This window comes from Paraburkholderia sp. SIMBA_053, assembly GCF_046534895.1.
Taxonomy (GTDB): domain Bacteria; phylum Pseudomonadota; class Gammaproteobacteria; order Burkholderiales; family Burkholderiaceae; genus Paraburkholderia; species Paraburkholderia caledonica.
On record NZ_JAWRXU010000002.1, the window covers coordinates 495,680 to 520,262 of the forward strand.

24 protein-coding genes are annotated in these 24,583 nt (G+C 62.4%); 13 read left to right on the top strand and 11 right to left on the bottom strand.

Going from position 1 to position 24,583, the window contains the following annotated elements; translation table 11 throughout:
* The first annotated feature begins 31 nt into the window (after positions 1-31).
* From SB753_RS08760 to SB753_RS08770, 3 genes are all read left to right on the top strand, one after another.
* Entirely contained in the window at positions 32-874 is an 843-nt protein-coding gene (locus SB753_RS08760; protein WP_020065678.1) for an IclR family transcriptional regulator, read from the top strand.
* 118 nt (positions 875-992) lie between these two features.
* A complete protein-coding gene (locus tag SB753_RS08765) occupies positions 993-1,259 on the top strand; it encodes a hypothetical protein (RefSeq protein WP_020065679.1) in 267 nt (88 codons plus the stop codon).
* A 478-nt stretch (positions 1,260-1,737) separates the two neighbouring features.
* Positions 1,738-2,211 (top strand): VOC family protein, encoded by a 474-nt coding sequence (locus SB753_RS08770; RefSeq protein ID WP_087752184.1) that lies wholly within the window; start codon positions 1,738-1,740, stop codon positions 2,209-2,211.
* A 187-nt stretch (positions 2,212-2,398) separates the two neighbouring features.
* Here the strand turns inward: SB753_RS08770 and SB753_RS08775 are convergent, their stop codons facing one another.
* Positions 2,399-3,310 (bottom strand): AraC family transcriptional regulator N-terminal domain-containing protein, encoded by a 912-nt coding sequence (locus SB753_RS08775; RefSeq protein ID WP_410799977.1) that lies wholly within the window; start codon positions 3,308-3,310, stop codon positions 2,399-2,401.
* A 175-nt stretch (positions 3,311-3,485) separates the two neighbouring features.
* On the opposite strand from SB753_RS08775, the gene SB753_RS08780 reads away from it, so the two are divergent.
* From SB753_RS08780 to SB753_RS08795, 4 genes are all read left to right on the top strand, one after another.
* Entirely contained in the window at positions 3,486-4,319 is an 834-nt protein-coding gene (locus tag SB753_RS08780) for an oxidoreductase (RefSeq protein WP_410799978.1), read from the top strand.
* Positions 4,320-4,987: 668 nt separating this feature from the next.
* Entirely contained in the window at positions 4,988-5,335 is a 348-nt protein-coding gene (nirD, locus tag SB753_RS08785; RefSeq protein WP_310065368.1) for a nitrite reductase small subunit NirD, read from the top strand.
* On the top strand, positions 5,332-6,603 hold the full coding sequence (locus tag SB753_RS08790; protein ID WP_410799979.1) for an NAD(P)/FAD-dependent oxidoreductase: 1,272 nt from the start codon (positions 5,332-5,334) through the stop codon (positions 6,601-6,603). Before nirD ends, SB753_RS08790 begins: the two co-directional genes overlap by 4 nt.
* A 13-nt stretch (positions 6,604-6,616) precedes the next feature.
* Positions 6,617-9,457 carry a molybdopterin-dependent oxidoreductase gene (locus SB753_RS08795; RefSeq protein WP_410799980.1) on the top strand — a complete coding sequence of 947 codons (2,841 nt, stop codon included), beginning with the start codon at positions 6,617-6,619 and terminating at the stop codon, positions 9,455-9,457.
* A gap of 331 nt (positions 9,458-9,788) precedes the next feature.
* On the opposite strand, the gene SB753_RS08800 is transcribed toward SB753_RS08795, so the two are convergent.
* From SB753_RS08800 to SB753_RS08815, 4 genes are all read right to left on the bottom strand, one after another.
* Entirely contained in the window at positions 9,789-11,345 is a 1,557-nt protein-coding gene (locus SB753_RS08800) for a UxaA family hydrolase (RefSeq protein ID WP_410799981.1), read from the bottom strand.
* Complete coding sequence (locus SB753_RS08805) at positions 11,342-12,628, bottom strand: MFS transporter (protein WP_087752178.1); 1,287 nt, start codon at positions 12,626-12,628, stop codon at positions 11,342-11,344. The genes SB753_RS08800 and SB753_RS08805 overlap by 4 nt, the downstream gene beginning before the upstream one ends.
* An 88-nt stretch (positions 12,629-12,716) precedes the next feature.
* Positions 12,717-13,850, bottom strand: coding sequence for a mannitol dehydrogenase family protein (locus SB753_RS08810; protein ID WP_410799982.1), 1,134 nt, complete (start codon positions 13,848-13,850; stop codon positions 12,717-12,719).
* A gap of 16 nt (positions 13,851-13,866) precedes the next feature.
* Positions 13,867-14,877 (bottom strand): zinc-binding alcohol dehydrogenase family protein, encoded by a 1,011-nt coding sequence (locus SB753_RS08815; RefSeq protein WP_408484952.1) that lies wholly within the window; start codon positions 14,875-14,877, stop codon positions 13,867-13,869.
* A 981-nt stretch (positions 14,878-15,858) separates the two neighbouring features.
* On the opposite strand from SB753_RS08815, the gene SB753_RS08820 reads away from it, so the two are divergent.
* The 3 genes from SB753_RS08820 (at position 15,859) to SB753_RS08830 (ending at position 17,340) form a co-directional block, all read left to right on the top strand.
* Positions 15,859-16,056 (top strand): hypothetical protein, encoded by a 198-nt coding sequence (locus SB753_RS08820; RefSeq protein WP_027775273.1) that lies wholly within the window; start codon positions 15,859-15,861, stop codon positions 16,054-16,056.
* A gap of 47 nt (positions 16,057-16,103) precedes the next feature.
* On the top strand, positions 16,104-16,268 hold the full coding sequence (locus SB753_RS08825) for a hypothetical protein (RefSeq protein WP_020065693.1): 165 nt from the start codon (positions 16,104-16,106) through the stop codon (positions 16,266-16,268).
* 157 nt (positions 16,269-16,425) lie between these two features.
* Positions 16,426-17,340 carry a LysR family transcriptional regulator gene (locus tag SB753_RS08830; protein ID WP_410799983.1) on the top strand — a complete coding sequence of 305 codons (915 nt, stop codon included), beginning with the start codon at positions 16,426-16,428 and terminating at the stop codon, positions 17,338-17,340.
* 134 nt (positions 17,341-17,474) lie between these two features.
* On the opposite strand, the gene madM is transcribed toward SB753_RS08830, so the two are convergent.
* From madM to SB753_RS08845, 3 genes are all read right to left on the bottom strand, one after another.
* Entirely contained in the window at positions 17,475-18,242 is a 768-nt protein-coding gene (gene madM, locus SB753_RS08835) for a malonate transporter subunit MadM (RefSeq protein WP_020065695.1), read from the bottom strand.
* A 14-nt stretch (positions 18,243-18,256) separates the two neighbouring features.
* Positions 18,257-18,652, bottom strand: a complete 396-nt coding sequence (gene madL / locus SB753_RS08840) for a malonate transporter subunit MadL (protein WP_020065696.1) — start codon at positions 18,650-18,652, stop codon at positions 18,257-18,259.
* Between the two features lie 317 nt (positions 18,653-18,969).
* Entirely contained in the window at positions 18,970-19,893 is a 924-nt protein-coding gene (locus tag SB753_RS08845) for a LysR family transcriptional regulator (protein WP_410799984.1), read from the bottom strand.
* 106 nt (positions 19,894-19,999) lie between these two features.
* Here SB753_RS08845 and SB753_RS08850 point away from each other — a divergent pair, with 106 nt between their 5' ends.
* From SB753_RS08850 to SB753_RS08860, 3 genes are all read left to right on the top strand, one after another.
* Positions 20,000-20,743, top strand: a complete 744-nt coding sequence (locus SB753_RS08850; protein ID WP_087752172.1) for an SDR family oxidoreductase — start codon at positions 20,000-20,002, stop codon at positions 20,741-20,743.
* 144 nt (positions 20,744-20,887) lie between these two features.
* Positions 20,888-21,250 carry a hypothetical protein gene (locus SB753_RS08855; protein ID WP_288823938.1) on the top strand — a complete coding sequence of 121 codons (363 nt, stop codon included), beginning with the start codon at positions 20,888-20,890 and terminating at the stop codon, positions 21,248-21,250.
* A 4-nt stretch (positions 21,251-21,254) separates the two neighbouring features.
* Complete coding sequence (locus SB753_RS08860; RefSeq protein WP_410799985.1) at positions 21,255-22,001, top strand: SDR family NAD(P)-dependent oxidoreductase; 747 nt, start codon at positions 21,255-21,257, stop codon at positions 21,999-22,001.
* Positions 22,002-22,058: 57 nt separating this feature from the next.
* Here the strand turns inward: SB753_RS08860 and SB753_RS08865 are convergent, their stop codons facing one another.
* From SB753_RS08865 to SB753_RS08875, 3 genes are read right to left on the bottom strand one after another with little or no spacing between them, the layout of a single operon-like run.
* Complete coding sequence (locus SB753_RS08865; protein WP_204520633.1) at positions 22,059-22,712, bottom strand: glycosyltransferase; 654 nt, start codon at positions 22,710-22,712, stop codon at positions 22,059-22,061.
* Entirely contained in the window at positions 22,709-23,317 is a 609-nt protein-coding gene (locus SB753_RS08870; RefSeq protein WP_410800287.1) for an SAM-dependent methyltransferase, read from the bottom strand. Before SB753_RS08870 ends, SB753_RS08865 begins: the two co-directional genes overlap by 4 nt.
* Positions 23,314-24,387, bottom strand: coding sequence for an acyl-CoA dehydrogenase (locus SB753_RS08875; RefSeq protein WP_410799986.1), 1,074 nt, complete (start codon positions 24,385-24,387; stop codon positions 23,314-23,316). Before SB753_RS08875 ends, SB753_RS08870 begins: the two co-directional genes overlap by 4 nt.
* Positions 24,388-24,583 lie beyond the last annotated feature (196 nt).

The following is a 24,583-nucleotide window of genomic DNA, read 5'->3' on the forward strand; positions in this document are numbered from 1 at the left end:
TCTCCGTTCAAACCGGATATGAACTGACCTGATGAGCGACGAGCCCAAAGCCCCGCGCAAGCGCAAGACTTCTGCGGCAAAGCCGTCGGCCGAAGCCGTCGACCCGACCGCGTCTTCGCTTTACGTGCAGTCCGTGGAAAAGGCGATGAAGGTGCTCACCGCGTTCGACGGCAGCAAGCGTCAGTTGTCGCTCTCGGAAATCTCGTCGTTCACGGGTTTCGACATGAGCGCGACGCAGCGCTTCACTTATACGCTCGCTGCGCTCGGTTATCTCTTCAAGGACCCGGACAGTCGCAAGTACGAATTGTCGCCGCGGCTTCTCGACTTCACGTATCACTATCTCACGTCGAACGATCTCGTGAGCCGTGCGACGCCTTATCTGCAGCAACTCGGCTCCGAGACGGAAGAGGCAACCAACCTCACCGTGCTGGACGATACGGACATCGTGTTCGTGCTGCGGATCGTGAGCCGCAACGTGTTCAACGCACACGTCATCACGGGCTCGCGGCTGCCCGCCTATTGCACGGCGCCCGGCCTCGCTATTCTGGCGACGCTCGCCGACGGCGAGATCGACGACATTCTGTCGCGCACGAATCTCGTGGCGTACACGGCGTCCACCGTCTACCAGCCGCGCAAGATCAGGGAGCGGATCGCGCAGATCCGCAAGCAGGGCTACGCGCATACCGAAGACGAATACTTCGTGAGCGATATTTCGACGGCGGCGGCGATCACGAACGCGCACGGGCGCGGCATCGGCGCGGTCAATATTGCGGTGGCCCGCTCGCGCTGGCAGGCGGATCGCGACGAAAAGCGCTTCGCCGATCTGGTCATTTCAACGGCCTCTGCAATTTCCACACGGCGGCGCGTCGAATAGCGGCGCTGCCCTTAGTTCCCCCGGTTGTGCCGGGCTTTGCGCGCCGTAATCCGGTTCGCGGCACGCGCCATGCTGGATTCCTTGAAAACGGCAAGCGCCGTGAAATCGGGAGACAGTCATGAGTATGCTGAAAGTGGCAGGTGTCGCGTTGGTGCTGTGCGTGAGTAGCACGGTCTATGCGCAACAAAGCGGTAACGCGCCGGCGAACAGTGGCACGCAGAGCGGCACGCAGGCGCAGCCTGGACAGGCCGGGCACACCGTCGACGAGCCCGCGGCGATGGGCGCGCCCGGCAACAAACCGGGAACGCTGATGGATAAGCGCGCAAACGCGCTGTCGCCGCAAGGAGCGTCCGGGACGGGCCGAACGGGTGAGGTCAAGCAGTAAAGGCTGAGAACGCTGGCGCGCCCCCCATGACAAGGCACGCGACGATCGCAGTCAGCGTCGTCATGTAGCTGCGCGCGCGGTCGCCGATGCTTCCGGTCCCGGAGGCCGTTGGCGCATACAGAGTCGCGTGAGCGAGGGCGCTGCGTCAGCGCGGCACGAGGTGTCTGCTCTCGTTGGCTTCTTTCCGATTGCCACGCGCGCCGTGAGTCGGTAGTTCGCGGTGGCAGCGCCTTGGTGCCTGACCGAGCGCGCGGGGACGTATCGGACGGATAGCGAAGCGCTTGATTGCCGCTTGATTGCCCGCTTGATTGCCTATAATCGGCTCCGGTGGAGCGGCGGAGTCGATGCGTTATCCGGGGGCGGCTCGCGAGCCGTATTTTTCTTCCCGGCGTGTCGATTTTGATGGTCTTCTTTCGTCGTCCCCATAGCGGCATGCGGCCTCGCCGCTCATCTGGCCGATACTGACAGGAGACGCTCAATGACGATTCAGAAGATCACCCCCTTTCTCTGGTATTCCACCGAAGCCGAGGAGGCTGCGGCCTTCTACACAAGCATCTTCCCGGACTCGCGCATAGTCCGCGTCACGCCGGTGCCGAGCGCCGGTTCGACGAAGGTCGTCGAGTTCGTTCTGTTCGGACAGCCGTTCATTGCCATGAGCTCCCCCGGCAACGAACCGTTCAACCATGCCGTTTCGCTCCTTGTGAATTGCGCCGATCAGGCGGAAGTCGACCGCTACTGGGACGCGCTTCTCGAAGGCGGCGGCTCGCCCGACGCGTGCGGCTGGCTGAAAGACCGCTTCGGCGTGTCGTGGCAGATTGCGCCGGCCGATGTCATCGCCATGATGGCCGATCCGGATCCGGAAAAAGCGCGGCGCACCGCCGAGGCCATGATGAAGATGGTGAAGTTCGACGTCGCCGCGCTAAAGGCGGCGTACGCAGGCACTGCGGGCTAGCACGTGGCACCGAGTCGGGCGCGAGTCGGGGCGCGAACCGGGCGCGAACTGGGCGCGAACCGAGCGGACCGAGCGGACCGAGCCGGGGCTCGCGCGGTGCTGGCCTGTCTACGGTCCTGGCGGGCGCGTGTAGCCAGCGAACGCAATTCAAGTGGCGGCGCGTTGAACGATGGCGCGACCGTCCGCGTCAATGCGAAGAGACAAACTCCGAACCGGCGTGCGCGGGCGGTATGGCAAAACTTGCCCGCATGCGCCGCGCTTCCGCGGCAGGCGTGAGCCCGAAAAGCCGCTTGAACTCGCGATTGAACTGCGACGTGCTCGCATAACCGACCGCATTGCTTGCGGCCTCGGCCGTCATGTCCTGTCGCAACATCAGCAAGCGGGCCTGGTGCAGGCGCGTCGACTTCACGTACTGCATCGGCGATGTACGCGTGATCGCCTTGAAGTGCGTATGAAACGTGGGAACGCTCATGCCGGCTTCGCTCGCGAGTTCCGCGAGGTCGAGCGCGCCGGCGTAGTCGGAATGAATGCGGCGCAGCGCTTTGCCAATCTTGCCGAACTGCCCGTTCATGCCGAGCGCGGCGCGCATCACGCTGCCCTGCGCACCTGTGAGAACCCGAAAGTACAGCTCGCGCAATAACCCTGGGCCAAGAACCGCTGCATCGAGCGGGCGGTTCATCGCTTCCAGGAAGCGCAGCACCGAGTCTCGCAGCGCCTCGTCCATTGGGCTCGACATCATGCTCTGCGGCGCTTGCACGTGGTTGGGCATTTCATGACGCTCGATCTGGGCCATCAGTTCGGCGGCCAGCTTGAAGTCGAGGTGCATGTAGATAGCGAGGAGCGGGTGCTCCGGCGTCGCGTCGGTCTCCATTGTGAAGGGCACAGGCACCGACACCGCGAGATAGTGCTGCTCGTCGTACACGTAAAGCTGATCGCCGAAATAGCCGCGCTTGCGTCCCTGGCAGACGATCACGATGCCGGGGTCGTACAGCACGGGCGTGGACGACAACGGCCGATCGGAGCGCAGGATGCGAACGCCGGGCAGCGCAGTCAGGTTGTAGCCCTCCTGGGGCGCCAGTGCGCGCAGTAGGGCCGCCATTTTCTGCTGCTCCTGACCAGCAGGTCGGCGAGCAGGTCGGCTGGCAGCGCGCGCCTCCGGGGGCGTTTTTTCGGTCGTCATAAGAATAGGCAAGAAAAATCGACGATTCGGCCTCAAACCGGCGGGTTGAAGAGAATAGTATGCACTTTCTGTTCAACTTGAGAAAGGAGGCATCATGGCATCGACCAAGACTTTGCTGATCACCGGCGTGAGCAGCGGCTTCGGCCGCGCGCTCGCTCAGGAAGCGCTTGCGGCGGGTCATCGTGTGATTGGCACGGTGCGCAGCGAAGCGTCGAAAAGAGAGTTCGAGGCGCTTGCACCTGACAGCGCATGGGGCCGCGTGCTGGACGTGACTGACTTCGACGCCATCGACGGCGTCGTGGCTGAAGTGGAGGCCAATGTCGGCCCAGTGGATGTCCTCGTGAACAATGCCGGTTATGGCCACGAAGGCGTCCTGGAAGAGTCGCCGCTCGGCGAAATGCGGCGGCAGTTCGACGTGAACGTGTTCGGCGCAGTGGCAATGATCAAAGCAGTACTGCCGTACATGCGCAAACGCCGCCGTGGCCACATCCTCAACATCACGTCGATGGGCGGCTACATCACGATGCCGGGCATCGCCTATTACTGCGGCAGCAAATTTGCGCTCGAGGGCATTTCGGAAGCGCTCGGCAAGGAAGTCGAGCCGTTCGGCATCGCGGTGACTGCCGTGGCGCCGGGCTCGTTCCGCACCGACTGGGCAGGCCGTTCGATGGCGCGCACGCCGCGCTCCATCCCGGATTACGACGCCTTGTTCGATCCGGTGCGCAAGGCTCGCGAAGAGAAGAGCGGCAAGCAGACCGGCGACCCGGTCAAGGCTGCACGCGCCATGCTGGCCGCGATCTCTGCCGAGCGGCCGCCCGCGCACCTGCTGTTGGGCAGCGATGCGCTCAGCCTCGTGCGCGCGAAACTGTCGGCATTGTCCGATGAAATCGCCGCGTGGGAATCCGTCACGCTGTCTACCGACGTCTGAACGTAGTGCTGGATGAGGAGTGTGATCGCCTTGTGCCTAACAAAGAAGCAAGGCGGTCCTTTCTGATTGCGCTTCATGGCAGCACCGTCACAAGCACGGCGACACCCGGCAGACGCCGGGGCGCTGTGCGCGTGGGCCATGCGCTTTAGCGGCGAACATAAGGCTCGCCAAGCGGCCCTCGGACAGCCCGCGCTCGCCGCCGCAATCAGGCAGAGCGTCGTCAGTCAGCACACGCGTCCCGCGTGCGGCTCGTTGCACCTCGCCACGATGCGCTGCACGCAGACGGTGCTGCGTCGCACCATTGTTGCGCGTTCATGCCTTGCAATGCGTCTGCTCCGGTCGAGCGGTCCGGCGCGGCGACTTGTGCGGTGGCTTAACCGGCGGGCGTTGCGCGCCGTGACTGTGTTGCTGTTCTCCGATGGCATGGGCTTTGCATTAAGAAGGCAGCGGATCAATGACGATCCGGCCCGCACGCAGCAAGAAGTCCCTTCGTAGATTACTGGTTCGGACAACGGCGTCCCACGAATACAGTCGCTCTGGCGATTGCATCCGCGGGACGTTTTTTATTTGCCGTCCGGATTGTGTCGCGAACCGCGTCGCGAGCGGATGAAACCGAATGACGCCGTATGAACCGCCTGACAACTACCTACATGAGTGAGGAACCCAGCATGAGCAACGAACAGACTTCGGCTTCCTGGATGCCCGTATGCGCGCTCGATGACATCGTTCCGAATACGGGCGTCTGCGCGCTCGTCAACGGCGAGCAGGTAGCGGTATTTCACGTCGCGGACGGCGAGGGCGGCGTGTTCGCAATCGACAATTTCGATCCGGGCTCGCGCGCGGCGGTACTTTCGCGCGGGCTGATCGGTAGCCTCGGGGAGCGCATCGTGGTCGCTTCGCCGATCTACAAGCATCACTTCGACCTGCGCACCGGCGAGTGCCTCGAAGCACCCGAGAATTCGGTGAGTGCGTATCCCGTGCGCGTCGAGGGCGGCAAGGTGTGGGTCGCGGCATGAAAGCGGAAATCGATGCGCGCTTGCCGCGAGGCATACCGTTGGCAACGCCCTCACGCTCGCGTCTCGTCGTGATCGGCAACGGCATGGCCGGCATGCGCACGGTCGAGGAACTGCTCAAGCTCGCGCCGGATCTCTACGACATCACCGTGTTCGGTGCGGAGCCATACGGCAACTACAACCGCATCATGCTTTCGCCGGTGCTGGCGGGCGAGAAGAGCGTCGACGACATCATTCTCAATTCGCGTAGCTGGTATGAAGAGAACGGGATTCGTCTGCATGCCGGCGATCCGGTGGTTGCAATCGACCGCACGCGCCGCATCGTGCGCTCCAGGAATGGCGTCGAAGCGGATTATGACCGGCTGCTGATCGCAACCGGATCGAAGCCGTTTCTCATTCCCGTGCCCGGTCACACTCTGCCTGGCGTAATCGCGTTCCGCGATATTCAGGATGTCGAAACGATGCTCGACGCGGCACGCAGTCATCGTCACGCGGTCGTGATCGGCGGAGGTTTGCTCGGTCTCGAAGCGGCGAACGGGCTCATGCGCCAGGGCATGTCGGTCACGGTCGTGCACGTCACGGACAGCCTGATGGACCGCCAGCTCGACCGAAGCGCGTCGGCCTTGTTGCAGCAGGCGCTGGAGCGCAAGGGTTTGCGTTTCCTGCTGAAGGCGAATACTGCGGAAATCGTCGGACCGGATCGCGTCACCGCGGTGCGTTTTGACGACGGCACGGAGGTCCCCGCGGATCTCGTGGTGATGACGGCCGGTGTGCGGCCGAACATCGACCTCGCGAAACAGGCGGGGCTGCATTGCGAGCGCGCGATCGTCGTCGACGACACGTTGCAGACCTACGATCCGCGCATCTATGCGGTCGGCGAATGTGTGCAGCATCGCACCGCGACGTTCGGCCTCGTCGCGCCGATCTGGGACCAGGCGCGCGTGTGCGGCGCACATCTCGCCGGCGCGGGTCATCGCCGTTATGTGCAACGTGCGACGGCGACGAAGCTGAAGGTCACCGGCGTCGAACTGTATTCGGCCGGCGATTTCATCGGCGGTCCGGACAGCGAAGACCTCGTGCTGCGCGATCCGCGCCGCGGCGTCTATAAGCGTCTGGTGATCGAAGATAACCGCGTGATAGGCGCGGTGCTATACGGCGACGTGAAAGAAGGCGCGTGGTATTTCGACCTGATCCAGAGCCGCACCGACATCTCTTCGCTGCGCAGCCATTTGCTGTTCGGCAAAACGCTCTGCGAAACGCAGGCTGCCTGACCTGGAAGACACCGTGAGTTTCCCCATCGCTATTTCGAGCGCGGCTGACGACAGCCGTAACACTGTCAGGACCACCTGCCCGTATTGCGGCGTCGGTTGCGGCGTGCGCGTCAGCGCGCGGCCAGACGGCGGACATGACATGGCAGGCGACGAACTGCATCCCGCGAACTTCGGCCGCCTGTGCGTGAAAGGCTCGGCGCTCGGCGAAACGATCGGACTCGACGGACGGTTGCTTCATCCGAAGATGCGCGAGCCCGGGAGCGGCGTCTTGCGCGACGTCTCGTGGGACGATGCGCTCGATGCGGTGGCCGACGGCTTTCGCAAGGTCGTTGAAGAGCACGGGCCGGATGCGGTCGCGCTTTACGTATCGGGGCAGTTGCTGACCGAGGACTACTACGTCGCGAACAAGCTGATGAAGGGCTATGTCGGCAGCGCGAACATCGACACCAATTCGCGGCTGTGCATGTCGTCATCGGTTGCCGGACACAAGCGGGCTTTCGGCGAGGACATCGTGCCGGTCTGCTACGAAGATCTCGAACTGGCCGATCTCGTCGTGCTGGTGGGTTCGAACACGGCGTGGTGTCATCCGATCCTGTTCCAGCGGATTGTCAAGATCAAGGAAGCGCGGCCCGACATGAAGATCGTCGTGATCGATCCGCGCTACACCGCGACCTGCGAGATGGCCGATCTGCATCTGCCGCTGGGCGCGGGCACCGACGTGCGGCTCTTCAACGGCTTGCTTGGCTTTCTCGCGGAACACGGCGCGACAGATGCGCAGTTCGTCGATGCGCATACGAGCGGATTTGCCGACGCGTTAGCCGCCGCTTCAGCCAGTGATGTGAACGATGATTCGAACGGCGCGGCGACCCGCTTCGACCCCGCCCAATGCGCGAAAGCATGCAAGCTCGATCCTCACGATCTGCTCGAGTTCTACCGCCTGTTCGCGCGGACCGAGCGCGTGGTGACCGTGTATTCGCAAGGCGTGAACCAGTCGAGCGCCGGCACTGACAAGGTTAATAGCATCATCAATTGCCATTTGCTGACGGGGCGCATCGGCAAGCCCGGAATGGGTCCGTTCTCGTTCACCGGACAGCCAAATGCAATGGGCGGGCGCGAGGTGGGCGGTCTCGCAAACACGCTCGCCGCGCACCTGGAACTCGACAACGCGAAGCATCGCGAAATCGTTCAGCAGTTCTGGGACGCACCTGCGATTGCATCGCGGCCTGGACTCAAAGCGGTCGAACTGTTCGAGGCGATCGAGCAAGGCCGGATCAAGGCGGTCTGGATCATGGGTACCAACCCCGTGGTGAGCCTGCCCGACAGCGACCAGGCGAAACGCGCGCTCGCCCGCTGCGATCTCGTGGTCTGCTCCGACATTGTGGAGCGCACGGACACCAATGCGTTTGCTCACGTTCTTCTGCCCGCGCTCGGCTGGGGAGAGAAGGACGGCACCGTCACCAATTCCGAGCGCAGGATTTCGCGGCAGCGCGCATTTCTGCCCGCGCCGGGAGAAGCGCGCGCGGACTGGAAAATCATCTGCGACGTGGCGCGGCGCATGGGCTATGCAGGTTTCGAGTTCGCGAGCCAGCAGGAGATCTTCGACGAGCATGCGCGGTTAAGTGCATGGCGTAACGGGAGCAGCACGGGCCGTGAAGATGCAGGCGTTGAAGACGAAGGTGTTGATGAAGGCGGCGTGCATCGCGCGTTCAATCTCGCTGGGCTAGTGGGTCTCGGTAGCGACGGCTATGCCGGTTTGCAACCCGTGCAGTGGCCTGTGCGCGCGGACAACCATCCTGCCGCTCCGGGCACCGTGCGTCTGTTCGACGATCGCCGCTTCAGCCATGCGGACGGCAAGGCGCGCTTCATTGCTACGCCGCCGCGCGCGCCGGCTAACGCGCCCGACGACGACTATCCGCTGACGCTGAACACGGGCCGCGTGCGCGACCAGTGGCACACCATGACCCGCACGGGCAAGTCGGAGAAACTCGCGGGTCATGTCACGGAGGCATTCGTCGACATGCATCCGCAGGACGCGCTGTTGTGCGGCGTGCGCGAAGGCGACCTTGCACGCGTATCGAGCCGCTGGGGTGCGATGGTCGCGCGCGTGCAATATGGCGGCGGCATGGCGCGCGGCAGTGTGTTCGTGCCGATTCACTGGAACGATCAGGTGGCTTCCGACGCGCGTGTGGGCGCCGTGGTCAATCCATCGGTCGATCCGTTATCCGGCGAGCCCGAGTTCAAACATACGCCGGTGCGGGTCGACAAGTTTCACGTCGCGTGGCACGGCTTCTCGCTGAGCCGCCGCGCTCCGGCGCTCACCGGCATCACGTACTGGACCCGCATTCACGGCACGCAGTTCGTGCGCTATGAACTCGCGGGCCGCAACCCGCTCTCGGAGCAGGGCGATCGCGGCGCCTGGGCGCGGGCGCTGTTCGAAGTCGACGATGCACATGCCGACTGGCTCGAATACGAGGACCGCACCGCCGGTGTTTATCGCGCGGTTCATGTGGTTGACGACCGCATCGAGAACTGTGTTTTCCTGTCGGCGCGTCCCGACTTGCCGGCGCGCGAATGGCTTGCAAGCCTGTTTGCGAAGGACAAGCTCGTCGAAGCCGACCGGATTGCCGTGCTAGCGGGCCAACCCATAGGCAAGGGCGCCGATACCGGGCCGACGGTCTGCTCGTGCTTCGGCGTGGGGCGCAATACGATCTGTACGGCGATACGCGAGCAGGGCTTGAAGACCGCCGCGCAGATCACCGCGTGTCTGAAGGCCGGCGGCAACTGCGGGTCGTGCGTGCCGGAGTTGAAGAAGCTGCTGGTCGATACGGAACTGGCGCGCTTGAGTGCGGCTTGAATCGCCGTTGCGCGTGAGGCGTTACGCGTGACTGGCAACACTGCGTCACGATGAGCTGGCCGCGAGTGCGATGCCTGATGAGGACTCTGTGCTGTGATGCTGAAAAAACTTCAAGCGATGCTTCGTGCAATCGAGCTGAACGGTGTATTCAACGACGATCATAACGCCGGCGTCGTTGTGTCTCCCGGTCCCAACGGCGAAGCTGCCGATGGTGGCGCAGCGCAGCGGCATGCGGCGAATCCGCGGCCGGCGCGCTTGCGTGGCCCATGGCGCGCCGAGCGTTCGCGGCGGCGCAGAACCATGCAAGCGACAACGCGTGCCGCTGCTGTCTTCAGGTGATCACGCCTAACTGCCAGGGCACGAACTCGCTTTGCCCGTAGCCGTTCACTTCGCTTTTCGAAGGCACACCCGACGCGCATTCGAGCATCTGCGCGAAAATAGCTTCCCCGAGTTCTTCGATCGAAGCGGACCCGTCTATCACCCCGCCGCAGTTAATGTCCATGTCGTCTTCCTGCCGTTCCCACAGCGCGGTATTCGTCGCCAGCTTTAACGAAGGAGAGGGCGCGCAGCCGTAGGCCGAACCGCGCCCTGTCGTGAAGCAGATCAGGTTGGCACCCGCCGCGACCTGGCCCGTTGCGGACACCGGGTCGTAACCGGGCGAATCCATGAAGACGAATCCCTTCGCGTCGATGCGCTCGGCGTACTGATACACGTCGACGAGATTTGTTGTACCGCCTTTGGCCACCGCGCCGAGCGACTTCTCGAGTATCGTCGTCAGGCCGCCGACCTTGTTTCCCGCAGAGGGATTGTTGTCGAGCGCCGCACCGTTTCTCGCGCAATACTCTTCCCACCACGCAATACGTGCCAGCAGTTTTTCGCCGACCGCGCGACTGACGGCGCGCCGCGTGAGCAGATGTTCCGCGCCGTACACTTCCGGCGTCTCCGAGAGAATCGCCGTGCCGCCATGCTGCACCAGACGATCGACCGCAGCACCCAGCGCGGGATTGGCCGAAATGCCGGAATATCCGTCGGACCCGCCGCATTGCAGACCCACGATCAGATGCGATGCCGGCAACGGCTCGCGCATCACACGGTTAGCGTCGGCAAGCATCTCGTTGACCATCGCGATGCCGCGCTCGATTGTCTTCTTCGACCCGCCGGAATCCTGAATCGTGAAGCTGCGCAACTGTTCCGTATCCTTCAATCCCGCAGACTCGAGCACGCCTGCAATCTGGTTCGTCTCGCAGCCAAGCCCGACGAACAGCACCGAGTGGAAGTTCGGATGAACCGCATATCCTGCGAGCGTGCGGCGCAGAACCGCAAGCCCTTCGCCAAGTGTGTCGATGCCGCAGCCTAGCCCGTGCGTCAATGCGACGACGCCGTCGACATTGGGATAGTCGGCGAGCGCATGCGGATTCACGTCGCGCCGGAAGTGATCGGCGATGGCACGCGCGACGGTGGCCGAACAGTTCACACTCGTCAACACGCCGATGTAGTTGCGTGTTGCAACTCGTCCATCGGCGCGACGAATGCCCATGAAGGTCGCGGGCTCGGCGGCGTATTGCGTTGCATGCACCGCCACGCCGAACTCGTGAGCGCGTGAAAACTCGGCCATGCCGAGATTCTGAACGTGGACGTGCTGGCCGCGCTGGATCGGCTGCGTTGCTACTCCGATGATCTGGTTGTAGCGTTTGACCGGCTCGCCTGCAGCGATAGCGCGTGTCGCGATCTTGTGGCCGGGCGGAATCAGTCCGGCGATGACGAGATCTTCCGACGCGATGCGCGCGCCCGACATCAACTGCCGGGTTGCGATGACGACGTCGTCGTTTGCATGCAGGCGAATGACTGCAGGATCGGATTGCGTTGATTGACTGGACATGATGTTCATACCGTTGAATGAGCGTGGCTGCGTTCGGCGTCGTAAGCATCGCCTTCGACGGGCAACGGCTCGATTTTTTGCACAATGACGAGGTAGCTGAACGCGCCGAGTACGCAAAATCCTCCCGCCACGCACAGTGGGATCGTGAACGAGCCGTGCGTCAACGAAACCATCAGGCCCGTGAACGTGGTGATCACAATGCCGGCGCAATTAGACGCGAAATTCTGGATGCCGCCGATAGAGGCGACGTGATCGGGCGTAGGAGCGACGTCGGCGGGCAGCGACCAGATGCTCGCAGCGGCAAAAGCGAGGCTTCCATAAGCAATGCCGAAGAAGGCGAGCATCAGGTAGATGTTCGTCGTGAACGCGCATAGCGTGATGACCGACGACAGCAGCATACCCGCGACCATGCAGGTCTTGCGGGCCTTGGTGAGGCTCCAGCCGCGGCGATACAGCGCGTCGGATACGAAGCCGCCGAGCCAGCCGCTAGGAATCGCCATCAACGCCGGAATCATGCCGAGCGTGCCGAGCGACTTCAGCGAAAAACCGCGCGTCTGGACGAGATAGCTGGGAAACCAGGTAATGAAGAAATAGATGACGAAGTTCAGGCAGAAGAAGCCAAGCATCATGCCCCACAGCGTGCGGTGCCTGAAGAGCGAGAGCCACGGAACCTTCCGCCCGGGGACTGCGGTTTGCGGGACATCTCCATCGGACTCGCCGGTCAGATCGCCGCGCGAAGGATTCCGGTAAACCAGGAACCATCCGAGAACCCACACGAAGCCGACCACGCCCGTGATGACGAACGACGCTTCCCATCCAAGCCCACTGATGATGAGCGCCACCACCGGAATGGACAGTGCGGACCCGACCCGCGATCCGCTGTCGAAGATGCTTGTTGCGAGCGCGCGTTGTGCGGGCTTGAACCATTGACTCACGAGCTTCGCGCACGAAGGATAGGCGCCGGCTTCGCCGATGCCTAGCAGCAGACGGCAACCGAACATGGCGCCGACGCTGGTCGCTGCCGCGGTCAGCGCCGTGAACAGCGACCACCAGCCCACCGCGAGCGGCAATGCGATGCGCGCACCAATGCGATCGACGAACCAGCCGAACGGCATCTGCATCAACGCGTAGGTCCAGAAGAAGCCGCTCAGGATAAGACCCATTTGAGCGGGGCCGATATCCAGAGCCTTCTGGATGGCGGGCGCCGCCACGGCCATGTTCGCGCGGTCGATGTAGTTGATCGCGATCGCAAGAAAGCACAGCAGTATCACTATCCAACGCATGTTGCGCATATTGTCTCCTTTACTTCTTCATGACGGCCTCGTGCGTGGAACCGGGCCGCCTGTTTTGATCAAGACCAGTGCCAACGATTATGAACGACTATGCACCGGCTAGTGCGGCCTTGAGATGCTTTTGCTCGACCCGCACGCCGAGTTCGCTGGCGAGTTCGACAACGGGTTTGAGCCGGCGCTGCTTCTTTTCCTGGTGGTTGTTGGCGATATCGGCAAGACGGTGCGCCAGAAACGGATTGCTGAAGCGGTCTCGCACATCGTCGAGATACTTCGTTGCAATCTCACTTTGGCCCAGTGCTTCGAACACGGGAAGCACCTCGTCGGTCCATGTCGATTCGAGCGTTGCGCGCCACGATTCGTTTCGCATGCCGTCGAGGACGGTGGTGGCCGGATCGCCTTGCGAATCGAGCCAGCATTGCGCCAGCATCGTATGACCGAGGTTCAGCAGGAAAAGCTTCAGGCGTTCATAGTGCGCCAGATTGTCGGTCACCACGATGCTTTCATGACGGCAGGGCAAGACCATGCCTTCCTGCTGTTCGATCGCCCATAATGCGTACGGCTCGGCCACGGCGCCGACGGGCTCGATGGCTTCGGAGACGATCCGGTCGACGAGCGAATTGACCCAGATGCAATCGTTCGTCAGATAGCGCAGAAAGTCAGCGTCCATTTGCCAGCCGCGCGCGACCGAAAGCACCAGATCTCGCAACACGTCGCCATTGCGCGAAACCAGTTCGCACGGCAGCAGCGTGATTGCCTTGCCGCCCGCGCGATAGCGTTCATGCAACAGAACGGCCAGCTTCGCCGCAAAGCCGCGTGGCGCTGTGCGGCCGTCAAGTACCGAGGCGGTGTCTTCAGCAAAGAGCGCATAGCCGTTGTCCGCGGTATTCGAAACGATCACTTTTACTTCGTCGCGAATGGATTCGAGCAACATCGGCCAGTCGTCGTCGGCATGCAGCGCTTGCGCAACGCTGTCGCACTCGATGGTCAGATCGACGGTCTCCTTGCGATGCAAGCCGCGAATGCGGACAGGGTAGCGCGCGTTTGCGCGGATTGCGTCGATGCGCGCGCGACTTTGCGTGCTCGCAGTGGTCTGCACCATCGCGATCTTTCCGAGCGCGTCATCCGGATTGCGACGCGCAGCTTCGCAGACGAACAGATCGACGTGTGCCTGCAAGAATCGGCTGGTCCCGAACTGAAGGATTGGACAGGGCGTGTTGGTCATGCGCGGTTTCCGTTCGTTAGCATTCGACGATGGCTTTCACGACGCCTGCTGACGGATCGAGCAGCTTCGAGAAATCGGCGGGAAGCGACGACAACTGCAAGCGATGCGTGTTCAAAGCGGCGTCGGGGATTTTGCCCGCACGCATCGCATCGAGAACCGTGTCGAAATCTTCGAGCGTCGCGTTGCGGCTTCCCAGCAGCGTTGCTTCGCGCTTATGGAATTCCGGATCGGAAAACGATATGACGTCCTTCACGACGGAGATCAGCACATATTTTCCGCCGTGCGCAATGAATTCGAAGCCGCGGCGCATGGCGTCCGGATTGCCGGTTGCGTCGAACACCACATCGAAGAACTCGCCGTCCGTCAGCTCGCTCAGCGCTTCAATGTCGCCGTTACCGACAGTGACCGACGCTGCCACGCCTAGCTTCGCGGAACAGAACTTCAAGCGGTCTGCTCTCGAGTCGAGCGCGGTGACCGTTGCGCCCCGAAGGCCCGCGAAGATCATCGCAGCCATGCCGATGGGTCCCGCGCCGACGACCAGCACGCGCTGACCGGCGCTCACGTCCGCGCGTCGGACAGCGTGCGCGCCAATGGCGAGGAATTCGACCATCGCGGCCTGATCGAGCGTAACGCCTTCCGCTTTGCGAACGAATTGAGCGGGTACGCTCAGATATTCGGTCATTGCGCCGTCACGATGCACGCCGAGTACTTTGATGTTCACGCAACAATTGGTTTTGCCGTTGCGGCAGGCAATACATGTGCCGCAGGACAGATAAGGCATGACGTAGACCGCATCGCCGGCAGCGAGGCCGGACTCCGCGTCGGCTGCCTCGACAGTGGCCGACAGTTCGTGGCCCATTACGCGTGGGTATTCAAGGTACGGTTGATTGCCCGTGAAGATGTGCATGTCGGTCCCGCACACACCGACGCGCCTGACCCTCAGCAATACTTCGCCCGGCCCGCGTTCGGGAATCGAGCGCGTTTCGGATCGAAGAGTGCCGGGCTTCTCGCAGACAACTGTAAGCATGACTAAATGACCTATGTGGGCTTTTTTATCGAAGAGTTGGGGCAGCACGGAAACATCGTGTGCAAGGGCGGGGATGGCTGCCCTGACAGCGGCGCCGTTGCCGCGTGATGTCATCGGAGCCGGGACAGAAGCTGAACTAGCCTTGTATTCGCTGAACGTAGAATAACTTTCCCTGTCAGAATTGGTCAAGCCACTTTGACGATTTGCGGGTAAATACGGAGTTGACGGGTCGCCAATACGCACGGCCTCAAGCCAGCCCCGCGCTTTTCCCCGTGATTTCACCGTACTTGGTCAGGCCAGTTAGATATGTCAGGGATTCGGGCCATGGAACTCAAATTGATACAGCCGCGTCGGCTCTATCACCTGATCGGGGATCAGATCCGGGCCTATATCGCGACAACCAACTGTCGACGGGCGACCGGCTTCCGCCCGAGCGCGACCTTGCGCTGCAGCTGAATGTTACAGGCAGATAAGGCTGTTATGCGGTGACAGCCACGCAAGCTGATGAATGTCTTTTACGGGAATTCGCGAGTCGCAAAAATTAGCGTCCGGCGGATTATTAATTGTTTGGACTAATTCGAACATCGTCGGACATTTTGCCAGGTAATTAAGTGTCGATTTATGTTTTGCTCTTTTAATTTGGCCGTTGACACGTAATTGACATCTGGCGAATTGCTGTGGATTATTCATGTCCACTGACTGCAGCGCACGCTCAGGTAGGCGTGCGGATGAATCCAAGATGCATCGGGCGTTTCATAAAGCCGCATATCATATGTTTATATAACGGCTATCGTCTGTACGCGTCGATGGTTTATTCGATTGATAACCACCGTACCTTTCAGTTTAGAATGTTCACCCGACGCATCTCCGCCTCGCATTAGTGAAAAGCCGAGATAAATGTCGAAATTTACCGGAGTGGAACGGCCCGCAGGTAATTCGTTCTTCCGTCTTTATTAATACAAAATTTGTGAGAGACAACCCATGCTGAGTCCAAAAGAGTTCGCCACGCTGATGCTGGTCAAGGCCGCGCCCGACCAGATCGACATGTGCAGGCAAGAACTCGACACGCTGCTCGAACGTCAACTGGTCGCCCTCGAGGAACTCGCTTGCGGGCACCAGCGCCTGCATGTGACCGGCGCTGGCCATTCCATGCTCAACGCGGTGGCGCGAAAGCGCTGAGCGCGCAGCAGTCACGGTCAGAACTCTGTACTGAACGAAGGGCGGTAATGAACGAAGAATTGATTAGCATCGTCATGGGTGTAACGGTCCTCCTGATCGCGGTCGTCTTCACTGTAGGTCACTATCGGCGGGAACATCGCCGCAGCAAGCTGTTAAGCGAACTGCATCAGGTACCCGGGTGGTACTGGCAGCGCCATCAGCCGCGCAACTGACGTAACTGACACAACTGCCGCAACTGCTGCAGCTCAAGCAATTGACGCAACGCGTGCCCCCGCCGGCTGCTTCGCTCAGCCCGTGAGGGAATAACGCTATTTGCCGCAGGCGCTCGCGAGCCGATAATCGACGGTTTCGACCGCTCCACAGCTCGACATGCGCGACCGAATCGACGACGAGATTACCTTCCGCAAACTGGAAGTGCTGCTCGCATTCATGCAGACCGGCAGTCTTGCGAAGGCGGCCGAGGCGTTGAACGTAAGTACTGTCAGCGTGCATCGCGCGCTGCACTCGCTCGAACAGGGTGTGCGCTGCGCACTGTTTCGCCATGAAGGCCGCAATCTGAAGTCCACCGATGCGGCGCAAATGCTCGCCGACGTCGCGCAAGAAGTCATCACGCTGATGTCCGACGGCATCCGGGCGACGCGCGAGGCCGCCGGGTATTCGTCGGATCGCCTGAAGATCGGCTCGCTGTATTCGCTGACTATCAGGACCGTGCCGGGCATCGTTGTCGACCTCAAGGTGCGGCGGCCGGCACTTCAGGTCGAACTGGTGCTCGGTCCGAATGCGGAACTGATCGAGAAGCTCAAGCAGGGCGCGATCGATGCGGCACTGATGGCGTTGCCCGATGCCGAGCCCGAAGTCGAGTCGATCCCGCTTTTCGAAGACGATATTTTCTTCGCCGCGCCCGCGGATTCGCCGTATGCAAACCTCGATGCCGTCGATCTGCGCGACTGCCGCGACGAAACCTTCGTTTCGCTAGGCGAGGGGTTTGCGACTTATCACGGCTTCCAGGAAGCTTTTCGCGTCGCGGAATTCTCGCCCAACGTGACCATGCGGGTAGGCGACATCTATTCGCTAATGAACCTGGTAAGCGGAGGTGTCGGCTATACGCTGTTGCCCGGCCGCGTGCGAGGCGTATTCGGCGACAAGGTGCAGTTCATCCCGCTTAAACCGCAATACATGATGCGTCAGACGATCGGCGTCAGCTTCCTGCGAGCACGCGAGCGCGATCCGAATCTGCTCGCGCTCATGGCCGTGTGCCGCCTTCGGACGAGAAACGCCGGCTGAGGTTTTGGACCGCGGCTTTGTCGTGCGCAAAACAGTGAGTGCCCGTGATCGTGGCCGCTTGCGATTGTCCCGCGCGGCGGTGCATGACGGCGCACAAGAGTCACGACGCCACCCGCGAAACCGCTGCGATCAAGTCAGCCGCCGACCAGTGCGCGCGTCGTGAAGAACAGCAGCGAGGGTCCGAGCAGGCAGCCCACGCCCGTATGAAACGTGGCGATCAGCGCGCCATAAGGAACGAGCCGCCGGTCGGTGGCCGCCAGTCCCGCGCTCACGCCGCTCACCGTGCCCGCAAGGCCGCCGAAGATCATTGCGGAGCGGGGCGTCCTGAGTCCCATGAAGCCGGCCGCGAGCGGCGTGCCTATCATGACGATAATCGCCTTGATGAGGCCCGTCGCGATGCTGAGGGCGATCACGTCCGAGCTTGCACCGATCGCCGCGCCCGTCACGGGTCCGACGATGTAGGTCACCGCACCCGCGCCGATGGTCGTCATGCTGACCGCATCGGTATAGCCAAACGCGTGAGCGACGCTTGCGCCCACAATGAACGGCAGCACCGTGCCGAGCAGCAGCGAGACGACGCCGATGAGCCCCGCCTTGCGCGCTTCGGTGGCCTGCACCTCGAAGGCCGTCGCGACGATTGCGAAGTCCCGCAGCATCGCGCCGCCCATCAGGCCCACGCCGGCGAAGAGCGGCAGGTCCGCCAGACCTTTCTGGCCCGCGGTGAAGACTCCGCCGAAGTAAGCGAGCACGAGTCCGATCACGATAGCGATCGCGGAGCCGTGCACGCGCCCGAACGTGAGCTTGCGCGAAATTACCGACGAGACCCACATGATGAGCCCGACCAGCGCGAACGCCGTGACGAGGCCGTTGTGTATCAGTACTTTGTCGAGCATCTGGATCATGGCTGGCTCCTGCTTCAGATTTCTTCGGGTTGCGGGCTGCCGATGAACGACGTGCTGTCGCGACCGGTGCGTGAGAGCACAGCGATACAAATGGCGCACAAGGCTGCGGCGCCCAGTGCCGAAAGCAGCGCGACAGGGCCGCCTTTGAGCGCGGCGACGACGTTCTGGTTGGCCGCCATCGCGACGACGACGGGGATGTACATTGCGCCCCAGAAGCCAACGCCTGCTTCTGTCTCCTTGGGCAGCAAACCCTTGCCGTGCAGATAGAGCCGCAGGAAGATCAGCAGCAGCATCGCGATGCCGACCCCGCCAACGTTCGTCTTCACGCCGATGGCGACCCCGAGCAGGTCGCCGAGAAACAGACCGGCGAGGTGGCAGAAAGCAAGCAGCGCAGTTCCATAAATGATCATTCGTGTCTCCTGTCCCGTGTCTCATGCAAAAGCTGTCGGCTCGAGCTCGCCATGTGCTTGCTCTGACCTCATGCCAGGCGGTTGCTAATTCTTTTGATATGGCGCGAGTCTATGGGAGCGCGAGATGACCGTTCAATGACGTTTGCCAGGCGTTCGTTATCGTGAGGGTAACGATTCGAGGCATGCGATGCCGGGGCCCATGCGTGGCGGGGGCGGACGAGCCCGCTTCACGGTTTAGGGGTTTTCCCTCGCGCGGCGTGCAACGAGCAGATTCGCGGCTGTCGAGTCGCGATGACAAATGGGTCGGGCGTCTCGTGTTATCGCGCGTCGAACTTCGACGCAAGCCTCTGCTCCCGGAAAGCAGCGACCACGAAGTCGATAAACACACGCGTTTTTTCGGGGAGGAGTTTCTTGTTCGAATAGTAGATCGAAATCGGTCCGTGGTCCGCGTACCAGCCGGGTAGCAGGCGCACCAGCGCCCCGCTCGCGAGCCAGCGCGCCGCATGCGGCATCGGAAGGAATGCGACACCGTGGCCTAGCATGGCCGCGTGAGCCATCGCCTCGGGGTCGTCGAAAATCATCCTCGGACGGCACTCGGCCTCGGCCTGCTCGCCGACCTGGTTACGCAGCGTCCATGAACGCAGACGTCCCGAGGTCGCCGAGCGCCGTACGATGCCGTCGAAGTCGGCCAGATCGCCGGGATGACGCGGCATTGCCCGTGTCGCCATGTACGAAGGGGATGCTGCCACGATGACGTGAGTCCGCGCGAGTTCGCGTGCGACGACTCCCGGCGTGAGTTCGATGCCGCCGCCGATCGCCGCGTCGAAACCGCCCGCGACCAGATCGACCGGGCGATTGTCGAAGTGCCAGTCGGGAATGATCGCCGGGTAGCGTTGAAGAAACTCGCCGAGCAACGGCAGCAGATACTCGCGACCGAATGCCAGCGCCATGCTGACCTTCAGCGCGCCGGACGGCTTGCCCTCATGCGTGGCTGCATTTGCAATGGCATCGCGAACCGCGGAGAACGGATCGGCCACGTCCCGCAGGAAACGTTCGCCGGCCGCCGTGAGCGTGAGGTTCCGCGTGGTGCGCTGAAACAGACGCAGCCCGAGCGACGCCTCGAGGCGAGCCACGTTCTTGCTGACCGCCGCGGGCGTGAGGCCGAGTCGCCGGGCGGCTTCCGAAAAGCTGCCCGACTCCGCGCTAAGGACGAACGACTCGATCGAGTTCAACGCTTCCATCGCGATTTGATACAAATGGTTGAAAGACCAACTCTACATCAGACGCTACCGGTAACCAGGTGTCGAGCCCATACTTCATGCACTCAATTCAACAAGGAACGACATCATGAACTCAACCCTCAACGGCAAAGTGGCGTTTGTGACCGGCGGCGGTCGCGGAATCGGAGCCGCCATCGTGCGACGGTTAGCGCGCGACGGTGCGGCTGTCGCGTTCACCTACAAAGGCTCGGCGGCGATTGCGAACGATCTCGCGGAAAGCATCACGGCTGAGGGCGGCCGTGCCATCGCGCTGCAGGCCGACGCAGGCGACCCAGCGGCACTGACGCGCGCCGTCGACGAAGCAGCGGCGGCGCTCGGCAAGATCGACATTCTGGTCAATAACGCCGGTGTGCTGTTGATGGGCCCTGTCGACACCTTCTCGCTGGAAGACTTCGACAAGACGCTGGAAGTCAACGTGCGCGGGGTGTTCGTCGCCATCAAGGCGGTGCTTCCGCACATGGGGAATGGCGGGCGCATCGTCAACATCGGCAGTTGCAATGCGGAGCGTATGCCTTTTGCGGGCGGCGCTGCTTATGCGATGAGCAAGTCGGCGTTGCAAGGACTGGTTCAAGGCCTTGCACGCGACCTTGGCCCGCGCGGGATCACAGTCAACAACGTGCAGCCTGGCCCGACCGACACCGACATGAATCCGGAAAGCGGCGACTTTGCATCGGCATTGCATGGCCTCATGGCACTGCCGCGTCATGCACATCCTGACGAGATCGCCGGCATGGTGGCTTATGTTGTCGGACCGGACGCCGGGTTCGTCACGGGTGCGAGCCTGACGATCGACGGTGGCTTCAACGCGTAGTCAATTCACAAAGCGCCTGCGTGATCTTTTGCGTTTCACCTCCTAGACTCGATTTTTGTCCGCAAGCGGTTGATGGCCGTGTGGAATCGTCTGCACATTTGCCGGACCGCTTGCGCCTGTTCGTCGACGAGAAAAGGAGATCCGATGGAATGCATCGAGATATACGCGGGCGCCGACGGACATTCGAACTTCAGGACTATCCAGGACTTCGAGACGAGTCCGGTGTTGTTCAAGGGCGTTGCCGTCTCGCTGTCTTCTCCGCTGCCATGCGAAAGCGTGCTCATGCATGAATTCGACGGCGATTACTTTCTCGGCTGGCACAACCCGCCATCACGGCAATATGTCGTGGTGCTCGAAGGGGAACTGGAAATCAGCGTGCAAGGGCGGGACACAGCGCAGCGTTTTGCAGCGGGTGCGGTTTTCATTGCGAACGATCTGCAGGGCACCGGCCACACGACGCGCGCAATTCGGCCAGGCCGTGCGTTAGTCGTCAACTTGCGGGGATAACGCGATGCAACTCGACCATGCTCTGGCAGTGGTGACGGGCGGCAGCAGCGGCATAGGCTTCGCAACCGCTGAACGGTTTATAGCCGAAGGCGCGCGCGTGGTGATCAGCGGGCGTAACGCGGAAAAACTCCAGCAGGCCGCGGACAAACTCGGCGAGAACGCATTGCCGGTCATGGCGAATGCCGCGAACCCGGAAGACATGCAACGGCTATATCAGACAGCGGTCGGCCGTTTCAAATGCAATGTCGATGTGGTGGTCGCGAACGCAGGCATCTCCCGGCAAACTCCGCTGCGCGAGACGACGCTGGAGCAATTTTCCGAACTGCTCGACATCAATGTCGGCGGCGTGTTCTCGACGGTACGAGAGGCGTTGCCGTTCCTCGCCCGACCTGCGTCGATCGTCCTCGTGGCATCGCTCGCGGCCAGTCAGGGCACGAAGAATTTTTCCGCATATTGCGCTTCGAAAGCGGCGGTGGTCTCGCTGGCAAAATGCTTTGCAGCTGATCTGGTCGAACTCGGCGTGCGCGTGAACAGCATTTCACCGGGAGTGGCCCATACGCCGATCTTCGATACGCTGGGCATATCCGACGCGCAACTGTTGGAATGGTCGAATGTGATTCCCATGAAGCGGCCGGCCAAACCCGCCGAGGTTGCTGCGGCAATCCTCTTTCTTGCGTCGAATGCATCCGGATACGTGACCGGCGCCGACCTCGCAGTCGACGGCGGCATGTCCGGCATCAGTCCGTTCTGAAGGGAGATTGCTCCATTTTTTTCGCGGCAATGCATAGCGACGCGAAAGATCAGCGCGCTAGTTCGCCGCCCATGAGACGAGCGTATCGCCAAAACCGCCGCGTGCGCGTACTGCCGTTCGGGCGCTCGTCACGACGCGCGGTGCTGCGCTCCATGCGATCTGTGCGCCCGTAGCGATCAGCCGATCGACAAGCCCCACGTCTTCGCTGCACGCACAGGGCGGGAAACCGCCCGCGCGAAGATACGCCTGCGCACTGACGCCGAGATTGGCGCCATGCACATGCCGGTGGCCGTCCGCATCCATGTAGGTTGCGCGAAAGAAGTCGCGCACGCTCTGCGGATGCTCGCTCCAGTCGTCCACGGCGATCGAGCCGCAAACAGCGTCGGCGCCCAGCGCGAGCTGCGCGGCGAGCCAGCCCGGCGAGACGCGACTGTCGGCGTCGGTGAAGGCCAGCCAGCGCGCTCCCTCGGCCAGCAGCAGATCGGCGCCGGCCGCGCGTGCTATGCCGACGTTGCGCGCGCTTACGCTCAGCGTCTGTGCGCCATGCGCATGTGCAATGACGCCGGTGCGGTCGTCGCACGCGTCGAGCACGACGACGATTCGCACAGCTTCGCCGTCAAGCAGGGGATGGCACGACGCCTCGGCGAGCGCTATCAGGCAGGGCTTGAGCAGCGCCTCTTCGTTGTGTGCGGGAACGACGACGCCGATCATAGAAGGCTCTCATGTTGCGCTACCGAGCGCGCATCGCGCGACCAGACATCGATGATGAAATCGGCTTCCTCGTGATGCACAAGCCGCGTCAAGCCACAACGCGTATCGAGTAGCGCATGCACCTTGGTAGTCTCCTGCAACGCCTCGGCGAAGGGCCAGCGCCAGTGACACGCGAGCAGTGTGCCGTCGGACGAGAGCGTGTCGGCGATCTGTGCGGCGAGCGTTTCCAGTTCGCTGTCGTCGAGGTAATAGGCCAGTTCGCTCACGACGATGAGGTCAAACGGTCCGCTCTGCGTCGGCCACTCTCGGGGCACCGCGCATTGCTCGACGCGCACTTGCGGCGCGTGCGCCACCCGCTCGCGTGCGGCATGCACCGCGCGCTCGTGCAGGTCGACGGCAAGTAGCGTGTCGCAGCGCGTCGCAAGTTCGGCGGTCAATTCGCCGTTTGCGCATCCGGGCTCAAACGCATTGCGGTAACGTTCGCGTGGCAAAGCCGCAATCGTGAGCGAGCGCTTGCGGCGTTCGTACCAGCCGTTGCGCAGGTTCCACGGATCGTCGCTGTGCTTGTACAGGTCATCGAAATAGCGGTCGGCGTCGCGCGTCATAGCGTCCACGGGGAGTTCTCCGGTTCGCAGGTGTGCGCGCTGCCGCCACCTTCTTGAAGGAGCGTTTCGCCGAGCGCCGCCAGATCGCGCTCCGCGTGACTTTGTCGAATGAACACGGGCAGGTCGGCCATCGCGCGGGCGAAACGGCCGTTGCGGCATAGCGGTCCCGCGCCGAGTGCGCGCGTGGTGTGACGCATCACAGCAGTCGCTGCGTCTTCGACGACCAGCCGCGCACGCAGTGCCTCGCCTTGCACGATGACGTGAGGATGCGCGTCGATATGCGTGGCCGTCTCCCGCAGCACTGACGCTGCGCCTGCCAGCGCGCAATCGACCGCTCCCAGATGTGCGAGGCGGTGCGGGTCTGCGTGCTGACGGCAGGCGTCACGCAGCACTTCGCCGATGCGCGCCGCAGCTCCGTACCAGCACGCCGCGATGCCGGCGCCGCCATGCCAGAAGCCGGGCCGATCCACGTAGGCGTGGGCGTCGCCAACGAGCGTCGCGGGTGTGCCGCGAAAAGTCACGTCTGCGCTTGCCGTGGCCTGCATACCGACGGCCTGCCAGTCCGAGGTGTCGATCGAAACGGAAGGGTGATTCATGGCGACGGCAGCGAGCACTGGCTGATCGTCGAGCCACGCGGTCACGAGTGCATGGCTGAGAACGCCTGCCCCCGAACACCACGCTTTGATGCCTTCAAGGACCACGTCGGCACCATTGCTTCCGGTTGTTTGTCGCGTTGCGCGGACGCGCGCGTTGGGTGATTCGGCCGCCCAGACGCCCCATTTGCTCCCACTCGGCGGCGTGGGGCCATGGAGTTCCGCAAGGATCGCCAGGGCGTCGGTGTGGCCCTCGTACAGTTTGACGAGCCCCAGATCGTGCGCCGCGACATCGGCGAGAACACGCCAACGCGAAAGAGTCTCGCCCTGACCGGGCAGCGGCATGCGGGGCGCGCGATCGAACTCGTGTTCGATGAGGTCCGCCAATACAGCGCCGAGGGCGAGCGGATCGTCGGCAGCGAAACGCGTCTTGCCGAGGAATGTTGCTACCGGGTGCGCTGGGTGAGATGTCTGCATCGGCTCCGTGAACTCCGCAAATTATCGTTTTTCGATGGACTGCCGGGTCGTGCAATTTCAGAACGACACAAGCCGCACGCCGTCATTGCAGCGTCAATCCCGCCACGAGGCGGGCGGTACGGAGGGCGACTAGTGGGACGTCGAGGGTTTTGAAGTCGTAGCAAGCCGCATGCCGCGGCTATTTCGAAAGCGCTGG